The organism is uncultured Megasphaera sp. (genome assembly GCF_900539295.1).
Classification (GTDB): Bacteria; Bacillota; Negativicutes; order Veillonellales; family Megasphaeraceae; genus Megasphaera.
Window position 1 is genome coordinate 13,574 of the sequence record NZ_UQBH01000029.1, and the last position, 18,035, is coordinate 31,608.

Below are 18,035 nucleotides of genomic sequence, written 5' to 3' on the forward strand. Positions count from 1 at the left end.
GGAAGAGGAAAGTATTTAAAAGCTACTAAACAAGAAATGAAAGAGCTTTATTTCCATATAGCTGTGTTAATTAGCTATGCCAGCTTTTTTGGATTTTTATATTTTAACTAGAATATTTATGAAGGCGGCAAGACGCTGAACGATCAGATTCACGCTATGAAGCAGGATGGAATCGGTTCTGTCGGTATTCGTAAGTATGATTCCACCCCATATGTCCCGGGAATGACAAGCAGCTCGGCTTTCTGGGGAAACGGCAGTATGGACAGCGACTATGCCAGCGTAACGAATCAGGCCGGTATCTATGCCGGTGAAGGCGGTTTTACAGTTCATGTCGGATCTAATACGCATCTTACGGGAGCGCTCCTAGACAGTACTGCAGCGGCAGATAAAAACAGCCTGACGACGGGGACGCTGACGATGGAAGATATCGGCAATAAGGCAGCCTATGATGTGACGGATATCGGTGTTTCTTATCATCACTATGACTCAGAAAGTGAGCGCAACAGGCATTTCAATCAGAGTGGCCTTACGCCGTCTATTTCGCCGGGTGCTCAGGATGAATCGTCATCTGTCACTCAGTCTGCTATTGCACCGGGGACGATCATTACGACGAAAGCACAAACGGATTTGTCTCAGATTAACCGGAATACAGCGGATTCCCTTCATAAACTGGATCAGATTTTCGATAAGAAAGATATCAAGGAACGGCAGGAACTGGCGCAGCTATTCTCTAAAAATGCTAATGAACTACTCCATTACTACGACCGTGACGGTAAATTTGATAAGTCCTTGGCCCATGGTATCGTAGCAGAAATCTCGTCCCAGATTGCCGGAAATGGAGCAGGCAGTGGTCTTACAGCTGGATTTACGAATGAACTACTCATTAATAAGATAAAAGAATGGTCCGGAGGCGACCCGGCGAAAGCGCAATGGATTAGTGCAGCGCTGGGGGCTACGGTCAATGAAGTTACTGGATCCTCATTGGAAAGCGGCGCTTCTTCAGCTCAAGATGGAACAAAATGGAATGCAGAAGGAGTACTTCCATGGTCTGTTTCTCTGGGGGACATCAGCTTAGCGGCAGTGGAAGCCTGGCAGGCTATTAAGGGTGTCACAGTTATCGGTCTTACCTTAAGCGGCGAGCAGGTTGCCGGTGGTGATTCTCCGGATAGTATAACCGCAGATAACGGAGCTTGGGGAAATTATCTGGGAAGTACGATAAGTACCCCTGTGTCATACGATGAACCATCGGAAATTGGCGAAACCACCCCGGCTGAACCCATTGTTACCAGTCATTATGAAACAGATAGACTGGGGGTGCGAGTTCTGGCCTATTCAGATGGAACCTATCAACAGACGAATACATTTGAAGCAGGAGGAGACATTTATACTATTGCCGGTATCGATCAATATAATCGGATTTATGGTGTTGATGCAAACGGAAATACGGCGTATTTAGACAAACAATATAATATAGGAGGCGATCGAACCGCTACTTCTACCGGAAAGCGTGATGAATTTGGACACCTTATTGGTATTGCCAATGATACGGGAGAAACGGTTAAACTAAATGATTGGGTATTGCCGGGTGGTATCCATGCACGGTATGACAGAGTGAATCGGAAAACGGGAGAAGTTATTGTCACAGACGGTATCGGTGAATACACGACGGCGCAAATAAAAAATCCGGGTATTTCTTCTGGAGTGACAGCAGCCGAAATGATGCCGCCGAACAATACGCCCGATCCGTCCGACTTGGCCGATTTACTGTTACAGAGCCAGCAGCACAATAATAATAATAAGCCTGATTATTCGAATGATACGTCGTTTCTATATGCAAAGAATGTAAGCAAAGCTCTGTTAGAACAGGCATTGAATCGTATAGGCGGAAAATATGGTGCATCTCATTTAGGGACGGCAGCCATTACTGGCAGTGGTGTTGTGACTGATTATATGCAAGGTAAAAGTGCTGAAGAGATTGTTTTGAACTCAATATTCTCTGCGGGTGTAGGGAAATTTGGTCAATATAATAGTGAACGAACCAAGACCAATCCTGATATTATGTCCGCTTTATTTGCAGCAGGGGCTGATACCATGATAGACAAAAATGATGCAGAAGAAGAGAAAAAGCGAGTAGACTTTAATAAGTGAGGTAATATATGATTTCTATTCATAATGTTAAAGAAATACTTATAATCAGCGGGCTTTCAGCTTTCTTTTTATATGCTTTAAAAACAGAGTTGCAGAAAAACTTTGATAAAAAAATGTTGCGTGTTTATCAATATAGTATTCCCTTTTTTTTAGGAATATTTATAACTTTGATTTCATGGTTCGGATGTGTGTATTCATTTTACTATGCCGCAAAATATGCCCCCTGGTTGTTGATATCAACTTGCATGGGATATTCGCTTGTGATTTATAGTGATGGTATTTTGGCAAAATACCAAAATGATGAAAGAAAATATAAAAAGATAATGAATATGACAAAGAATTCGGCAAAATATCTAATCATTGCTTTATTTGCCCTTATTTTGAAGGAGTGGTTTATTTAGAAAATGTTTCTTTTCTGTTTTACGATAGTAGGCAGTTTTCTAATTCAGTAATGGTAGTGAGGTTGTACAATGCAAAAGCATATTATGATAGCAGATACTGTAAGATATGCTTTTGCTGGTACGGTTTTGTAAAAGGAGAGTTTTTTTATGAGACGCCGGCTTTTTATTCTATGGGGACTCTTGGTTTTTATGATGATGCAGTGCTTTTGGGTCATGGGGTACTCTACACGAGATAATCCGCCAGTATTTGGTATAGTACATCAGAATGATTCGAGCATTGTGTTTGCCAGGGAACATTTAGATTATAACGAGTATTATTTTGTAGAATTACAGCAGATTCAAAAGAACGGAAATACACAGACGCTGCTCCGTATTTGGGGTCCTTCTGACTATGATAAGGTGGAAATCCGCTCTCCAAAAGGAAAATCTGTTTTTCTGGTTGAGGATACGAGCATTCCTATTCCTACATCCCAAATCGGTGAAGATCGATGGTATACGGTCGATTTAAATGAGTGGATACAGTTACCCGATCCAGATTCCTGCCAGATTCGGCTGCATCGTCCGAACGGAAAATATTATACAGTAACCGCCAAGCGTCTGTTGGCATGTGCCCGACAACTGACAGGAAACATGCTGCCGCAAGATAAAGCAAAAGAGCCCAAGCCATATGGGCCATTTTACAGTATATTTTATCCTAATGTTTCGTTAGAACAAGTACGTAATACATTTGCTTATTATTTGAACTGGCCTTCTAAAATAGGGAATAGTAAAATATATCGCAAAGGAAATTGCCATTATCTAATGAGCACGAAACTGCCGCTGATTGCTTTTTTGCTGGAAGGCCAAAGCGGTCATGGGCTGGCAACTTTTAAAGAGGTATCTGGCGGGGTCTGGATGGATATGGATTTTTGGAGCATAGGTAATACCCAGTATGGCTATTACTGTTCAACTCTGGTAGATGACGAAGTAAAAAATATTGGCATGGAGGCCGCTGCAATGACGTATAGGCACTTAGTGCCATTTGCGGATTATGGAATCGCATTAAACGGAGGATATAACAAAAGTAATCCGACGATTGACACAGTGAATTTAACTAAGCATCCAGAGCTAGCAATGGTACAACATGGTGATAAAGTATTATCAATTAATGGTATAGATCTAAAGGCAAGCAAAAACTATTCTGTGGAATACATGCTGACGTATGGAAATGCTCCCTTGTCTGTTACATTACAGCGCAAAGATAATCCGCCTTATACTGTGGAAGTTATACCTCAAATGAATGTCCCTATGCATGCAGATGTTGATGTTACCGCAGAAGTAATGAAAGAAGAAAGACAGCATATAAAAGAAGAAAAATTATGGGAATTTTGGCCGCAAATGCCTCTTCCGGAAGTATTTGATCCTATGCAGTCCCCAGACACTCATATGGATTCGCCGCTTACGACACCATTGTTGAAAGGTGCTAGAACATAAGCGGAAACTGAATCCGTTGGGGGATCTTTAACCCGAAAGATTTGGAAGGACGGTAAAAATCTACTAGCGACATTTTTGAAAAAACTTAAAGTGGTGGGTCATCTGCAAATCTGTATTTTGCTATCGCCGATGAAAAAATCGAGAAAAGCTTTATCAGAAAAATGCCGTTGATTGAATGGCAAAAGCATGCTGATGGATCGTAAAGAATACCGGGGCGTGATACTCAAATGATACTATTTTTTTTGAAAACTGCTAAAATGAGGCTGATTTTGAAAAACTGATGCCATAAGAATGGCTTAGTGAAGCCATTCTTATTTTTACGAAATGCCGATGGAGTAGAACTCAAATAATTTCACTTTTGAAATTACGATCCCTGCAACCTCTGGTTGCAGGGATTTTTTCATTTGTCGGAAGGGCAGTTATGAACTTCCTCAGAATGCTGGGCTGAAATAATTTATTTTCTAAAGAAGGGCGATTTTTCTTCTTTGAGGAATGCACTATTAGAAATACATAATACATATTTCCAGCAATTTGTGATAGGTATTAGACATGAATGTTCATGAATGATAGACTGATTTTAAGTGGTGATATGATCGCCATGACGGATATGAAAAATCTATCATTGACCAATCAAGTATCCTATTAGATATAATAGAGGAGGAAGATATAATGAATAAAGCATTAGTCGCATATTTCAGCGCCAGCGGCGTGACGGCAAAGGTTGCCGAAAAACTTTCTGAAGCGATTGGCGCCGATCTTTTTGAAATTAAGCCGGAAGTGCCGTATAGCTCGGCGGACCTTAATTGTCAGAATTCGGAAAGCCGCAGTTCCGTAGAATCAAAGGATCCCGACAGCCGTCCGGCTATTGCCGAAAGGGTCGATAATATGGATCAGTATGACCTGGTCTTTGTAGGCTTTCCCGTTTGGTGGTATCGGGAACCGTCCATTATCGATACTTTTATGGAAAGCTATGATTTTAGCGGTAAGAAGGTCGTTCCTTTCGCTACGTCCGGTATGAGCCCTATTGGCGACTCCGGCAAGAACATGCAGGCCTTGGCACCGGGCGCAGACGTCGCGGCGGGAAAACGGTTCCCGAGTAACGTATCTGCCGATGAACTGAAGGAATGGGCTGCAAAAAACAGTCAGTAACTAGACTTTGTACTTCTTTTTATCCATGAAAGGAGAAGAGTCCGATGAAAACTTTGATTATTTCCGGTCATCCTGATCTCTCGACGTCCGTTGCCAATAAGGCGATTTTGGACGAGCTTGAAAAGGCTTTTCCGGATGCTGAAATTCGCAAGCTGGATCAGCTCTACCCGACGGCGAATATCGATGTCGAAGATGAACAAAAGGCTTTATTGGAAGCCGATCTCATCGTCTGGCAGTTCCCCTTCTGGTGGTATTCCCTGCCCTGGCTCATGAAGAAGTGGCTCGACGAAGTATTCCTTCATGGCTTTGCCCATGGTTCTACGGGAAAACTTGGCGGGAAAAAGCTGCTCGTCTCATTCACGACCGGCGCACCGGCAGAAGCTTATACCGGCGGCGAAGGATCTATTGGTGATATTAACAAAATGCTTGAAATGTTCCCGGCAACGGCAATCCTTTGTGGTCTCGATTACCAGGGGGCACTCTACATCCATGGTGTCGGTTATACCACTCGCGATGATGAACAGGCCATTGAAGGGCAGCGACAGGCCGCTCGGGAATATACAGCAAAGCTCATTGCCCGCATTCAGGACATTACAGCTTAGTCTTTTATGATAATCGAGCACGTTGCAGTCCTGTTTCTCTAAAAAGAGGAAAAGAAGTGTCTCACACCGGTGTGAGGCGCTTCTTTTTTTGGGGAAGAAGGGCGGCGTTTATGCTTGTTGTCTTGACTTAGAGCGGCCATTCAATGATAAAATAGGGACATATAGGGATTGTTTGTCATCATTGGACGAAGGAGTGTTTCTATGTTAAACAAGAAGGTACTGAAGATTTCAGCGATCGGCGCCTGCCTGATTGCCATGAACTTGACGGCTTCAGCTGAAGGGCTTTACTTGCCGCAACATGGCCTGATCTTGGATCGACAGGCTCAGCAGCAATATATTGAAAGGGCTGCAGGCGACCTCTTTACCGGCCGCAATCAGAAGCCCTTCGTCCTGCCTGATGGCTGGCAGCGGCAGGATGTGACCGTCAGCGGTATCGTTGTCGAAAAGTATACGAATGAGAAATCTTCTTCCGATAAGGTGCTCTTACAGCTCCACGGCGGCGGTTATGTTCTCGGCATGAGTGACGGCCATCGCATCATGGCTTTGAAGCAGGCGGCCTTGATGGATGCCAAAGAAGCTTACTGCGTCAATTACAGGCTGGCACCTGACCATGTCTATCCGGCGGCTCTTGACGATGCCGTCGCGGCTTACGACTATCTGCTGAACCGCGGCGTCAAGGCAGAAAACATCGTATTGGTCGGTGATTCGGCTGGCGGTAATCTGGCCGTTGCCCTTACCCTTTTTTTGCGGGACCATCAAAAAGCACTGCCCCGTCTCTTAGTCCTCCAGTCGCCATGGACGGATTTCAGTACAGACTTGGCTTCGCGGACCTATAACGACCGTAAAGATAAGATTTTAGGCCGTGGAACGCCGCTCAATAAGGCTGTCAATCAGCCGGCCTATGCCGGGACGCTTTCTCAGACCGATCCGCGATTGTCGCTGATTCATGCCGATTTAAAGGGATTGCCGCCGATGCTCATTCAGACCGGCGGCCATGAAATATTCCTGACGGAAAATCAGAAATTTATGGAAAAAGCCGTCGACGACGGCGTTGAAGTCACGATGACTGTCTATCCCGATATGCCTCATGACTTTGCCCTCTGCCTGCCGGACCTCGACGCTTCCGTTGCGTCATTACAAGAAATAGGAACTTTTGCACGGAGCCATTTTTAATACGACAAAAGCCCATCTCGCGATGGGCTTTTTGCTTTAAAAGGCTTAATTTTTGGGTACTGCATTTTTTATGGCCGTAATATCGAGGAGCGGTCTTGCCAAGGCAGCTGCTAAGATGCTTTTTACGATGTCTAAGGGGATGAAGGGCAGAACGCCGCTGGTAATGACGGCACTCCAAGGCATTTCAGTTACACCGTGGAGCTGAAGGACGCCTCCGAGGTAGATGACGGGAATGCCGATGACGATGGCGACCAGGGAATAGCGTTTGAAATTATAGGTATGTCCCTTTAAGAGTGACATGAGGTAGACGGCAGCGACGTAGGCCCAGATATAGCCGCCTGTAGGGCCGAACATCTTGCCCGGTCCGGAGGTCCCGCCAGTGAATACGGGGACGCCGATGAGGCCGATGCCGATATAGGCCAGCATGGTGATGGCGGCATCTTTTGGCGGCAAGAGGAAGGCTACTAAGTTTACGATCAGGGTCTGCAGGGCCAGGGGCGACTGGGAAAAGGGCAGGGGAATGATCAGATAGGCGGAAATACAGTTCATTGCAATCAACAGGGCGATGTGCGTCAGGCGCATCGTCTTTTCACGTGACTCAGACATGACAAAAGCACTCCTTACTATAAAATACAGGACTCGTTACACAAAGTGTATTATAGCAAACAGTGCCTTTAAGGTCAACTTATGTAATTGAATATCGGTTTACAATTCGCTTTTCAGCAACTTGCCTAAGCAGGGTTCGACTTGGACGCCTTCACGAGGGTCACTGCCGGACTTGTAGGTGTATTCGATGGCGTAGCTTAGGAAATCAGCGGCCTTTTTGATGGCTGCATGGAGCATCGTGCCCTGAAGCAGGGAGCCCGTAAGGACGCTGGTAAAGAGGTCGCCGGTCCCGCAGGTCGTGAAGGGAAGGCTATAGACGGGGTATTCGTCAAAGGAGGCTGTCGTCGTATCATAGCTGACGATTTTGCTGGTATCATGGTCTGAGGCGACGCTGGTAATGACGATTTTCTTCGGCCCCATATCGGACAAGGTCTTGCACAGGTCAAGCATTTCCGCTGTCGTCGGTTTGGCATCGCTGTAGGGAATATCGGCTAAGAGGCAGGCTTCGGTATAATTGGGGGTAATTACCGTAGCCTTGCCGATGAGTTTGCGCATTTCCGGAACGATAGCCGGCGTGAATACCGGATAGAGATTGCCGTTATCGCCCATGGCCGGATCGACGACGATGAGGCTGCCTTCTTTCGCGAAGCGGGAAATGGCATCGGAAACGACTTCTATTTGACCGGCATCGGCAAGGAAACCGCTGTAAATCGCATCGTATTCATAGCCTAATTTCTGCCATTTATCCATAAATTCTGTCATATGGGGCGTGAAATCAGAAAAGGTAAAGTCGCCATAGGTCAGGTTATTGCTGAAAATGGCTGTCGGGAATGGGCAGACTTGGAAGCCCATGGCCGAGATGACCGGAATCGCTGCCGTGAGCGAGCAGCGGCCAAAGGAACATAAATCGTGAATCGCAAGGACGCGTTTGGTAGTCATAAAAAGACCTCCTCAAAGTAAACTGTACTATAATTTTAACCTATATATAACATGGTGTAAATAAGACAGATAAAAGGGATTCTGTCCTGTATGGATTTTGCTGTCAGCCCATTTACCCATATGATATAATTAAAGTTAATCTAAAAATTCCAAACTGTAGGCGAAGTAACGATAAGGAGTTGATATTATGGCTCAGGAAAGGAACGTATTGATGGGACTCAGCGTCAAAGCGATGGTCTTTCATGACGGCAAACTACTGCTGCTGCAGAAAAATGATACAGAAGGCCTGCATCACTGGGAATTTCCCGGAGGCGGACTGCTCTTTCATGAAGATTTTGAAGTCGGCCTTCGTCGGGAAGTGGGTGAGGAAACGGGACTTTCCATTACCCTGGAAGCACCGGCCGGTATTTGGAGCTATCAGAAGGCCGACGGCCAATTTTTGAACGGTGTTATTTTCACGGCTATGGCTGATTCTGATTGCGTTACCGTGTCGGATGAACATCGGGACTATCGCTGGGTGAAGCCGGAAGAATTGTCTGATTACCGGCTACAAGAATCGCTGCAGCGCTCATTGAAACAGATGAAACAATTTTCTTATGAAAAGAGTCACGCCTTGCTGCGAGACTTTTTAAACCATATATGAGGTATTTATGAATAGAGAAAAACAACAGAAGGCGCCGTTTGTCGAAGCCTTAGAAGCGTACTGCCGCCAGGGAATGAAGGCCTATCATACGCCGGGCCATAAGCTGGGGCAGGGGATTTCGGAGTATCAGGCAGGACTCTTTGGTCCGGCCCTTTCGAGAGACCTGGGCATTATGTATGCCTTAGATGATTTATTTCAGCCTGAAGGCCCTTTGAAAGAGGCTATGGAACTGGCTGCCGACCTTTATGGCGCCGGACGGTCTTTTTTTTCGGTCAATGGGACGACGGCCTGTATCGAGGCTATGATTTTGGCCGTCTGCCGTGACGGCGATGAAATCATCATCCCCCGTGAAGCCCATAAGAGCGTCATCAGCGGCCTTATCTTGAGCGGCGCCGTGCCGGTTTATATGGAAAGCCTGTTTGATGAAAAGCACCAAGTATCGCTGGGGCCTGACGTATCGTCCTTAAAAAAAGCCATTGAATCCCATCCGGCAGCTAAGGCCGTCGTCTTTACCTATCCGACTTACGACGGAATCGCCGGCAATTTGGAGGCCATGGCGGCCTATGCCCATGAAAAAGGGCTCTTTGTCCTCGTCGATGAAGCCCATGGGGCCCACTTGGGGTTTCAACCGGATCTGCCCAAAGAGGCCCTGCGGTGCGGCGCTGACTGCGTGGCTCAAAGCACGCATAAGCTGGCCGGTTCGCTGACGCAGACGTCGATGCTTCACTGCCGCCGGGGATTTCCCTTGGCGGAACGACTGGCCGCGTCCATGGCCGTCGTCCAGTCGACGAGTCCTCATTACTGGTTTTTGGCATCCCTCGACAGCGCACGGCAGCAACTGGCTCTTCATGGCGCAGCGCTGTTGGGACGGGCTTTGGAACTGGCCCGATATGTGCGCCGGGAAATCAATGCTATCCCGGGACTGTCGTCCTTTGGCCGGGAAATCATCGACGGCAACGTCGTCACCGGCTTTGATGAAACGAAGATTACCATTGATTTTTCCGGTGTCGGCCTTGACGGAAGAAGTGCCGAAATGGCTTTGCGTCAACAGGGCATCGAAGTCGAGTTGGTCGCCGGCAATCATGTATTGGCCCTGATTACCCTGGGCGATACGATGGAAACGGCACAGGCTCTGATCGATGCCTGCCGTGCTGTGGCTGACGGACGCTCCCTTTGCCAGACCTCTCCCGACGAGGAGCCGCCGCTGCCGAGTCCGCAGGTTGCCGCAGCACCACGAACGGTTTGGAACGGCGAGACGGAACGAATTCCTTTTAGTAAGGCCTGCGGCCGCGTATCTGCTGAAACGGTTACCTTTTATCCGCCGGGCATTCCGGCTTTGGCCGCTGGTGAAATCATTACTGAGGACTGCCAACGGTATATCCGCTATAAGATGGAGCACGGCTATAAACCTAACGGCCCGGCTGACGGGACCTTAACGGAAATAAGCGTGCAGAAGGAGGAGGCCCATGAAGGGGAAATTATTCATTATTGAAGGCGGCGACGGAAGCGGCAAGGCGACACAGACTAAGCTGCTGACGGACCATTTAAAAGAGGACGGCTATCCCGTCATGGCTGTGAGCTATCCTGATTATGACAGCGATTCAAGCGCCCTGGTCAAGATGTACCTGCGCGGTGACTTCGGCCGCAATGCCGACGCCGTCAATCCCTATGCGGCTTCGGCTTTTTTTGCCGTCGACCGCTTTGCTTCCTATCAAATGAAGTGGAAAGCCTTTTATGATCAAGGGGGCATCGTCATTGCCGACCGCTACACGACGAGCAATATGCTCTATCAGATGATTAAGATCGATGATGCGTCTCTTCGGAAGGCCTACCTTGACTGGCTGGAAGATTTTGAATTTCGCAAGATGGGCCTGCCCGAACCGGACGCCGTGTTTCTCCTCGATGTACCCTTGGATGTGACCTTGGGACTGATGGCTGACCGCGTCGGAAAGACGGGCGGTGAGACCGGCGATATCCATGAGAAAAACGGGCAGTTCCTGGCTAAATGCCACGCCGCTTACGACGAATTGGCAGTCCGATATGGATGGACGCGAATCGCCTGCACGGAAGGCGGAAAGCTTCGGACCATCGAGGCCATTCATGACGATGTATATCGGAGCGTTTTGGGGTAATGACATCCTGTCAGACAACCGGCTCACACCGTCTTTAGGCAGTCCGGGCAGGTACTGAAAATACTAGACTTTATCGGGATTTTTTAATATAATAAGTTATTAAGGTATTTCTTAATAGGGAGGTGAAAATCATGGATGAGACCGTATTTGATGCCATCATCGGCCATGGCCGTTTGAAGTCGCAATTGACCCGTCTTATTGATGAAGACCGCCTCCCTCACGCCATGATTTTTGCCGGCCCTGCCGGCGTCGGCAAGACCATGATGGCCGTCGCCGTTGCCTCGGCCCTGGCCGGTCGCCCCGTCTTTCGAGACCTGAATCAGGACTCCGATGAAGCCCTTGTAGCCGACGGGGAAGACGCCTTTTATTTGGCCCCCGTAGGAGCTATGCTGAAGGTCGACCAGTTTCGACAGCTTCAGGGAAAACTGGCACTTCAGGGGGAACGAGGCCGACGCCGAATCTGCATCATCGACCATGTGGAAACGATGAATGTCGAATTTGCCAACCGCATGCTGAAGACCTTGGAAGAACCGCCGGCCGGCGTCTGCTTTATCTTGGTTACCGATCAGCCCGATTTGCTGCTGCCGACGATTCTGTCGCGCTGCGTTACTTATTCCTTTGATCCCGTCGGCGATGATGAGCTGCGGGACGGGCTGCGAAAGCTGGGCCGTGCAGAAGGGAAACAACTGGATGACGCTATTTTATGGGGCGGCGGCATTGTCAGCACCGTTTTGCACTATCTCGACGGCCGGGGAATGGAAAAGGCTCACTTTGCCGTGGACTTTCTCAGGATTATGGCAAAACATGCTTGTCCCTATGCGAAATGGCTGGTCGTATCAGCCGATTTGAATGATAAAGAAACGGCAGAAATCTTAGGCTGGATTAATCTCTTGCTGCGCGACATGGCCGTCCTTCGCAGTGGTGCCGGCCGGGAATATGTCCGTTTAAAAGGTTATATCCATGATATGACTGAATTACTGCCGTACTGGACGGATGACGCCGTCTTTGCCGTGTCGTCAGTGCTCAATGAAGCGCTGGAAGCGGTGACGCGCCATGTAAATGTCCGCTTAGTTTGGGACTATGTGGCTATCCGGACGATACAGCTCAAAGGAGGATTTTAAGTGATCGTTGTAGGTGTGCGTTTTAAACCTGCTGGAAAGATATATTATTTTGATCCCGATAATATCGAACTCGCCTTGGACGATGGAGTCATCGTCGAAACGGCGCGGGGCATGGAATTCGGCAACGTCGTCATCGAGCCTCGTGACGTCGATGATGCAGAAGTCGTCCAGCCTTTGAAACCGATTATCCGCAAGGCTACGGCCAAGGATTTGCGCCAAGTAGAGCGGAATAAGGAACGGGAGAAGAAGGCTTTCGGCATCTGCCTGACCAAGATTGCCAAACATAAACTGCCGATGAAGCTTATCGATGTCGATTATACCTTCGACATGGGGAAAATCATTTTCTTCTTTACGGCCGACGGCCGTATCGACTTCCGCGAACTCGTCCGCGATTTGGCCTCCGTCTTTCGGACCCGTATCGAACTGCGCCAAATAGGTCTTCGCGATGAAGCCAAGATGATTGGCGGTATCGGCTATTGCGGTCGCCCCTTGTGCTGCGCGACTTTCCTGGGCGACTTTAAGCCCGTGTCGATCCGCATGGCCAAGGGCCAGGGCATGTCGCTGAATCCGACCAAGATATCGGGTATCTGCGGCCGCCTCATGTGCTGCCTGCGGTATGAAAACCAGCTTTATACGTCAGGCGAACTGAAGTGCTGCAACTGCCAGCAGAAAGGCTGTGAACAGCAGAAGCCGCCGACTGTCGGCAAACGGGTCATGACCGATGAAGGAGTCGGTACGGTCCTTCGGGTTCACATGAAAGATAAGACTGTCAAAGTACAGCTCGAATCAGGCCATAATATCAATGTATCCTGGTCTGATGTAGGGGAAGTGGACCATGAAAATTGAGCTTGGTCCCCATGAACGATTGGATGACCTGGTCCTCGACGGGATGAAGGTCATTCAGCGGGACGATCAGTTCTGCTTTTCGATAGATACTGTTTTGTTAGCCCATTTCGGGGCCGTTCCCCGCGGACCGGCTCTCGATTTGGGGACGGGGACGGCGGCTATTCCCTTGATTTTGACGGCTCGCGGTGCACGGGATTTGACCGGTGTCGAATTTAACCCGGTCATGGCTGACATTGCCGGCCGCAACGTGGCCTTAAACGGCCGCGACGACCGCATCCGCATCGTACAGGGAGATTATCGCCGGATCCGGGAATGGTCGCCCAGCGGGGCTTTTGCAGCGGTCTATGCCAATCCGCCTTATCGCGAAAAGAGCCGCGGTGCCTACAGCGACGTCGACGGCATCCGCCGGGCCTGCCACGAAGAGACGGCGTCCTTAGACGACGTCCTCGATGCGGCAAAATACGCCTTGAAGTATCACGGCCGCTTTCGCATGGTTCACATCACCGAGCGATTGACCGATATATTGGAAGCTCTGCGGGCACGGGACATTGAGCCCAAAGTCCTGCAGATGATTCATGGCCGCTCGGATAAAGAGGCCAAGCTGTTTCTCGTCGAAGGCATCTTTGGCGGAGGCAAGGGCCTTTCCGTCTTGCCGCCGCTCATCGTCCATAATGATGATGGGAGTTACAGCGACGCGGTGCAGCGCTTATATGGAAGATAAGGCGGTTCGCTTCGTCAGCCGTCTTTTTCTGTGAAAGGAGTATTATGCCGGAAGTTTTTCAAAAGGGGACGCTCTATCTTTGCCCGACGCCGATCGGCAACTTAGAAGACATTACGTACCGGACGGTGCGCTGCCTTCGCGAAGCCGACCTCATTGCCGCTGAAGACACGCGTCATACGAAACAGCTGCTCATGACCTATGATATCGATACGCCCCTTACGAGCTATCACGAACACAATAAAGCCGAAAAAGGGCCGCAGCTCATTGAAAAATTGAAAGACGGACTGATGATTGCCTTGGTCAGCGATGCCGGCATGCCGGCTATCTGCGATCCCGGCAGCGATATGGTTCGCCTGGCTCTGGCCGAGGATATTCCCATCGTTCCCCTGCCGGGAGCCAATGCAGGCCTTACGGGGCTCATCGCCTCCGGCATGGATACGACGAAATTTACCTTTGTCGGCTTTTTGCCGAAGACGCAGAAACATCGACTGCCGGCTCTGCAGTCCGTTGAAGCCTATGAGGGGACGCTCATTTTCTATGAAGCCCCTCACCGCATCCGTCAGGTGCTGGGCGAAATGATTGAAGTGTTGGGCGACCGAAAGGCCGTCCTCTGCCGGGAGCTGACCAAGCGATATGAACAGTATCTCCGCGGAAGACTCAGCGAACTTCAAGCTGCCCTTTCTGAGCAGGGAACGCGGGGCGAATTCGTCATCCTCGTAGAAGGGATGACGAAAACGGCTGAAGAAGCCAATCCTGAAAATGTTGATTATGCAGCCCTGGTCCGGGAACTGATGGAACAGGGCGTTGATAAGAAAGAGGCTGTCCGGACTGTCGCCAGACGGTGCGGCGTGCCCAAACGTAGTGTATACCAGGCTGCGCTTAGTTTATAACACCGGCTCATTTGTCGGTATAGGAGGGAAATCCCATGTCTGAAAAAAGAAAGTATTATATCACCACACCGATTTACTATCCAAGCGCCAAACTTCACATTGGGCACACGTACTGCACGACGATTGCCGACTCGCTGGCTCGGTTCCACCGCCTGCGCGGCGACGACGTCTTGTTTCTGACCGGCTCTGACGAACACGGCCAGAAGATTCAGCGGGCCGCTGAAGAAAAAGGTGTTAAGCCCATCGAATACGTCGATGAAATCGTATCGCTCTTCCAAGAGTTGTGGAAAAAATTGAATATCTCCAATGATGACTTCATCCGCACGACAGAAAAACGCCATGAAAAAGTCGTTCAGGCCCTGATGCAGAAATCCTACGACAACGGCGACATTTATAAAGGCGAATATAAGGGTTGGTACTGTACGCCCTGTGAAACCTTCTGGCCGGAAAATAAACTGCCCGAAGGCAAACATATCTGCCCCGACTGCGGCCGGCCGTTGGAACTCGTTTCGGAAGAAGCCTACTTCTTAAAGATGAATAAATACGCCGATAAGTGGCTGAAGTTTATTGACGAAAACCCTGATTTCATCCAGCCGGAATCGCGGCGCAATGAAATGATTTCTTTCGTTAAAAGTGGTCTCGAAGACCTCTGTGTTTCGCGTACGTCCTTTGACTGGGGTATCAAGGTGCCTTGGGATCCGAAACACGTCGTCTACGTCTGGTTCGATGCCTTGGTCAACTACGTAACGGCTGCAGGCTACCTCGATGACCCTGAAAAGTTCAAAAAATTCTGGCCGGCTGACCTTCACCTGGTCGGCAAGGAAATCGTCCGTTTCCACAGCATCATCTGGCCGATTATGCTCATGAGCTGCGGCCTGCCGATTCCCAAAAAGGTCTTCGGTCACGGCTGGCTCATCGTCGACGGGACCAAGATGAGTAAATCCTTAGGCAACGTCGTCGACCCCATTCCCCTGATTGAACGGTACGGTGCCGACGCTCTGCGCTATTACCTGCTCAAAGAAATCCGTCTCGGCCAAGACGGCAACTTCTCTCTGCCGTCCTTTATCAACCGCATCAACTCCGACCTTGCCAACGACTTAGGCAACCTCCTGCAGCGTACCCTGGCCATGGTCGAAAAATATGAAGGCGGCGTCGTAGCCGGCCCGACGGTCAAAGAAGCCGTTGACGACGAATTGGCTGCCTGCGCTGTCGAAACGGCGAAACAGTTTGAAACTCTCATGGATGACATGAAGATCAACGACGCCATTAACGACGTGTGGACCCTCATCCGCCGCAGCAACAAATATATCGATGAAACGACGCCGTGGGTCCTCGCCAAGGACGAAAATCAGGCACAGCGCCTGCAGACGGTATTGTACAACCTCATCGAAGCGCAGCGCATCATCGCGGCTTTAGTCAGCCCCTTCATTCCGGTCAGTGCGGCTGATATGTGGCATCAGCTCGGCCTTGGCGATTTTGCCCAGGCAAACCTTCAGGATGCCCAGCAGTGGGGCCTCTATCCGGCCGATACCAAGGTCGAAAAGGGACAGGCCTTGTTCCCGCGTTATGACTTAGATGAAGAAATTGCTGAAGCGAAAGACGATAAGAAAGAAGAAGCTGCACCGGTCTGCCCGGCAGCTCAGGAACCGGTAAAACCGGAAATCACCATCGATGACTTCGGCAAAGTCGACCTTCGCGTCGGCAAAATCGTAGCCTGCGAAAAGGTTCCGAAAGCGAAAAAGCTGCTGAAATTACAAGTCGACCTCGGGGTGGAAACGCGCCAGATCGTCAGCGGCATTTCTCTGTACTATAAACCGGAAGACCTCATCGGCCATTGTGTCATCGTCGTTACCAACTTGAAGCCGGTCAAACTCTGCGGTGTTGAATCGAAGGGCATGCTCCTGGCTGCTTCTGACGGCAACGATAACCTGCAGGTAGCCTTTGTCGACGGCATGGCTCCCGGCAGCCGCGTACGGTAATGTTGTTCGATACCCACTGTCATATCAATGACAAGGCTTACGATGGAGACCGCTCAGAGGTATTATCTCGGGCGGCCGAGGCCGGCGTTGAAATGATGTTGTGCCCGGCAACGGATATGGCGACGTCTCGTGCCTGCATCGACCTGGCCAATGCCTGCGACGGCGTCTATGCTGCTGTCGGCATTCATCCGGAGCTGGCGGCCACGGCGACGCCGGACGATGCAGAGCGACTTCGTCAGTGGGTACGCGGTGAGAAAAAGATCGTCGCCATCGGCGAAGTGGGATTGGACTACCATTGGCCTGAACCGGATCGATCCGTTCAGCAGGCCGTGTTCATCGACATGGTAAAGCTCGCCGTCGAGCTCGACGTGCCGATTATCATCCACGACCGCGAAGCCCACGGCGATACGCTGGATATCCTTCGTCAATACGGGAAGGGAATCCGCGGCGTCTTCCACTGCTACTCCGGCAGCCTTGAAATGACGGCAGAACTCTTGCGCATGGGCTTTTACTTCGGCTTTGACGGCCCCTTGACCTATCCGAACTCTAAGCGGGCCAGACGAGTCGCTGAAAACCTGCCCTTAGACCGGATTCTCATCGAAACGGACAGCCCGTATTTGACGCCTCAGGCCCACCGCGGTCAGCGCAATGAACCGGCCTACGTCCGCTATGTGGCAGAAGAACTGGCAGCCCTTCGCAATATAAGTGTGGAAGAAGCAGCCCGTATTACGACAGAAAATGGCCGACGGCTGTTTAATATTTAATAGAATACCCGGTGGACGCGGGACGGACATCATCGTTGATTTCCCGTCCCGCGTCTTTCTTTTTTTTAGGAGATATGAGAAAGGAGATTTTTTATGGAACGAGGAAAGAGACCGAAGATCGAATTGACGGTTACGGGAAAATTGGGAACCATGGGCTGCCATCGCGGCCATCATATCGGTGAGACCTTTGATTATGATACGGACCGGGGGAAAATCTGTCCCATGGCCATGCACTGCGCCTTTCCCTATATCGATATCCTGCGCTATGGCGGGACACTTCCGGGACAGCCGGAAGGGGAAGCGGAATTCTGCTGCTCCGATGCCGACGTGGCCCTGGTGTTTAAAGCGAAGGTTAAGGAGTAAGGGCTGAAATTTTATTGGGTTAATTGCAATACCAATTAGGACACTCGAGACAATTCAATCTGAAATTTAGATTCAGCATCCTCAT

At 49.6% G+C, this 18,035-nt stretch carries 18 protein-coding genes; 16 read left to right on the plus strand and 2 right to left on the minus strand.

Going from position 1 to position 18,035, the window contains the following annotated elements; genetic code table 11:
• Positions 1 to 156 precede the first annotated feature (156 nt).
• From QZQ46_RS09070 to QZQ46_RS09095, 6 genes are all read left to right on the plus strand, one after another.
• On the plus strand, positions 157 to 2,148 hold the full coding sequence (locus QZQ46_RS09070; RefSeq protein ID WP_296829025.1) for a hypothetical protein: 1,992 nt from the start codon (positions 157 to 159) through the stop codon (positions 2,146 to 2,148).
• Positions 2,149 to 2,156: 8 nt separating this feature from the next.
• Positions 2,157 to 2,549 (plus strand): hypothetical protein, encoded by a 393-nt coding sequence (locus QZQ46_RS09075; protein ID WP_296829027.1) that lies wholly within the window; start codon positions 2,157 to 2,159, stop codon positions 2,547 to 2,549.
• 147 nt (positions 2,550 to 2,696) lie between these two features.
• A complete protein-coding gene (locus QZQ46_RS09080) occupies positions 2,697 to 4,022 on the plus strand; it encodes a hypothetical protein (RefSeq protein ID WP_296829028.1) in 1,326 nt (441 codons plus the stop codon).
• 669 nt (positions 4,023 to 4,691) lie between these two features.
• A complete protein-coding gene (locus QZQ46_RS09085) occupies positions 4,692 to 5,171 on the plus strand; it encodes a flavodoxin (protein ID WP_296829030.1) in 480 nt (159 codons plus the stop codon).
• A gap of 44 nt (positions 5,172 to 5,215) precedes the next feature.
• Positions 5,216 to 5,773, plus strand: coding sequence for an NAD(P)H-dependent oxidoreductase (locus QZQ46_RS09090; protein WP_296829032.1), 558 nt, complete (start codon positions 5,216 to 5,218; stop codon positions 5,771 to 5,773).
• Between the two features lie 201 nt (positions 5,774 to 5,974).
• Entirely contained in the window at positions 5,975 to 6,946 is a 972-nt protein-coding gene (locus QZQ46_RS09095; protein ID WP_296829034.1) for an alpha/beta hydrolase, read from the plus strand.
• Positions 6,947 to 6,991: 45 nt separating this feature from the next.
• Here the strand turns inward: QZQ46_RS09095 and QZQ46_RS09100 are convergent, their stop codons facing one another.
• A complete protein-coding gene (locus QZQ46_RS09100) occupies positions 6,992 to 7,552 on the minus strand; it encodes a biotin transporter BioY (protein WP_296829036.1) in 561 nt (186 codons plus the stop codon).
• Between the two features lie 99 nt (positions 7,553 to 7,651).
• Positions 7,652 to 8,491, minus strand: a complete 840-nt coding sequence (locus QZQ46_RS09105; protein ID WP_296829038.1) for a pyridoxamine kinase — start codon at positions 8,489 to 8,491, stop codon at positions 7,652 to 7,654.
• Between the two features lie 187 nt (positions 8,492 to 8,678).
• Here QZQ46_RS09105 and QZQ46_RS09110 point away from each other — a divergent pair, with 187 nt between their 5' ends.
• From QZQ46_RS09110 to QZQ46_RS09155, 10 genes are all read left to right on the plus strand, one after another.
• The gene (locus tag QZQ46_RS09110; protein ID WP_296829040.1) at positions 8,679 to 9,134 is read left to right on the plus strand and encodes an NUDIX domain-containing protein; all 456 of its coding nucleotides are present in this window, start codon (positions 8,679 to 8,681) and stop codon (positions 9,132 to 9,134) included.
• Positions 9,135 to 9,141: 7 nt separating this feature from the next.
• Positions 9,142 to 10,626 (plus strand): aminotransferase class I/II-fold pyridoxal phosphate-dependent enzyme, encoded by a 1,485-nt coding sequence (locus tag QZQ46_RS09115; RefSeq protein WP_296829042.1) that lies wholly within the window; start codon positions 9,142 to 9,144, stop codon positions 10,624 to 10,626.
• Entirely contained in the window at positions 10,601 to 11,266 is a 666-nt protein-coding gene (locus tag QZQ46_RS09120; protein WP_296829043.1) for a thymidylate kinase, read from the plus strand. Before QZQ46_RS09115 ends, QZQ46_RS09120 begins: the two co-directional genes overlap by 26 nt.
• A 131-nt stretch (positions 11,267 to 11,397) precedes the next feature.
• Positions 11,398 to 12,387 (plus strand): ATP-binding protein, encoded by a 990-nt coding sequence (locus QZQ46_RS09125; protein WP_296829045.1) that lies wholly within the window; start codon positions 11,398 to 11,400, stop codon positions 12,385 to 12,387.
• Positions 12,388 to 13,233: a stage 0 sporulation family protein gene (locus tag QZQ46_RS09130; RefSeq protein WP_296829047.1), complete on the plus strand. Its 846-nt coding sequence runs from the start codon at positions 12,388 to 12,390 to the stop codon at positions 13,231 to 13,233.
• The gene (locus QZQ46_RS09135; RefSeq protein ID WP_296829049.1) at positions 13,223 to 13,954 is read left to right on the plus strand and encodes a tRNA1(Val) (adenine(37)-N6)-methyltransferase; all 732 of its coding nucleotides are present in this window, start codon (positions 13,223 to 13,225) and stop codon (positions 13,952 to 13,954) included. The genes QZQ46_RS09130 and QZQ46_RS09135 overlap by 11 nt, the downstream gene beginning before the upstream one ends.
• A 44-nt stretch (positions 13,955 to 13,998) precedes the next feature.
• Positions 13,999 to 14,844, plus strand: a complete 846-nt coding sequence (gene rsmI, locus QZQ46_RS09140; RefSeq protein ID WP_296829051.1) for a 16S rRNA (cytidine(1402)-2'-O)-methyltransferase — start codon at positions 13,999 to 14,001, stop codon at positions 14,842 to 14,844.
• A 35-nt stretch (positions 14,845 to 14,879) separates the two neighbouring features.
• A complete protein-coding gene (gene metG, locus QZQ46_RS09145) occupies positions 14,880 to 16,823 on the plus strand; it encodes a methionine--tRNA ligase (RefSeq protein WP_296829053.1) in 1,944 nt (647 codons plus the stop codon).
• On the plus strand, positions 16,823 to 17,587 hold the full coding sequence (locus QZQ46_RS09150) for a TatD family hydrolase (RefSeq protein WP_296829055.1): 765 nt from the start codon (positions 16,823 to 16,825) through the stop codon (positions 17,585 to 17,587). The genes metG and QZQ46_RS09150 overlap by 1 nt, the downstream gene beginning before the upstream one ends.
• Before the next feature lie 93 nt (positions 17,588 to 17,680).
• Positions 17,681 to 17,950, plus strand: a complete 270-nt coding sequence (locus QZQ46_RS09155; RefSeq protein ID WP_296829057.1) for a TIGR04076 family protein — start codon at positions 17,681 to 17,683, stop codon at positions 17,948 to 17,950.
• The last annotated feature ends 85 nt before the right edge of the window (positions 17,951 to 18,035 follow it).

Excerpts from the sequence above, each read along its gene's own strand:
- QZQ46_RS09070 (WP_296829025.1), top strand. The coding sequence starts at position 157 with ATGAAGCAGGATGGAATCGGTTCTGTCGGTATTCGTAAGTATGATTCC.
- QZQ46_RS09075 (WP_296829027.1), top strand. The coding sequence starts at position 2,157 with ATGATTTCTATTCATAATGTTAAAGAAATACTTATAATCAGCGGGCTT.
- QZQ46_RS09080 (WP_296829028.1), top strand. The coding sequence starts at position 2,697 with ATGAGACGCCGGCTTTTTATTCTATGGGGACTCTTGGTTTTTATGATG.
- QZQ46_RS09085 (WP_296829030.1), top strand. The coding sequence starts at position 4,692 with ATGAATAAAGCATTAGTCGCATATTTCAGCGCCAGCGGCGTGACGGCA.
- QZQ46_RS09090 (WP_296829032.1), top strand. The coding sequence starts at position 5,216 with ATGAAAACTTTGATTATTTCCGGTCATCCTGATCTCTCGACGTCCGTT.
- QZQ46_RS09095 (WP_296829034.1), top strand. The coding sequence starts at position 5,975 with ATGTTAAACAAGAAGGTACTGAAGATTTCAGCGATCGGCGCCTGCCTG.
- QZQ46_RS09100 (WP_296829036.1), bottom strand. The coding sequence starts at position 7,552 with ATGTCTGAGTCACGTGAAAAGACGATGCGCCTGACGCACATCGCCCTG.
- QZQ46_RS09105 (WP_296829038.1), bottom strand. The coding sequence starts at position 8,491 with ATGACTACCAAACGCGTCCTTGCGATTCACGATTTATGTTCCTTTGGC.
- QZQ46_RS09110 (WP_296829040.1), top strand. The coding sequence starts at position 8,679 with ATGGCTCAGGAAAGGAACGTATTGATGGGACTCAGCGTCAAAGCGATG.
- QZQ46_RS09115 (WP_296829042.1), top strand. The coding sequence starts at position 9,142 with ATGAATAGAGAAAAACAACAGAAGGCGCCGTTTGTCGAAGCCTTAGAA.
- QZQ46_RS09120 (WP_296829043.1), top strand. The coding sequence starts at position 10,601 with ATGAAGGGGAAATTATTCATTATTGAAGGCGGCGACGGAAGCGGCAAG.
- QZQ46_RS09125 (WP_296829045.1), top strand. The coding sequence starts at position 11,398 with ATGGATGAGACCGTATTTGATGCCATCATCGGCCATGGCCGTTTGAAG.
- QZQ46_RS09135 (WP_296829049.1), top strand. The coding sequence starts at position 13,223 with ATGAAAATTGAGCTTGGTCCCCATGAACGATTGGATGACCTGGTCCTC.
- rsmI (WP_296829051.1), top strand. The coding sequence starts at position 13,999 with ATGCCGGAAGTTTTTCAAAAGGGGACGCTCTATCTTTGCCCGACGCCG.
- metG (WP_296829053.1), top strand. The coding sequence starts at position 14,880 with ATGTCTGAAAAAAGAAAGTATTATATCACCACACCGATTTACTATCCA.
- QZQ46_RS09150 (WP_296829055.1), top strand. The coding sequence starts at position 16,823 with ATGTTGTTCGATACCCACTGTCATATCAATGACAAGGCTTACGATGGA.
- QZQ46_RS09155 (WP_296829057.1), top strand. The coding sequence starts at position 17,681 with ATGGAACGAGGAAAGAGACCGAAGATCGAATTGACGGTTACGGGAAAA.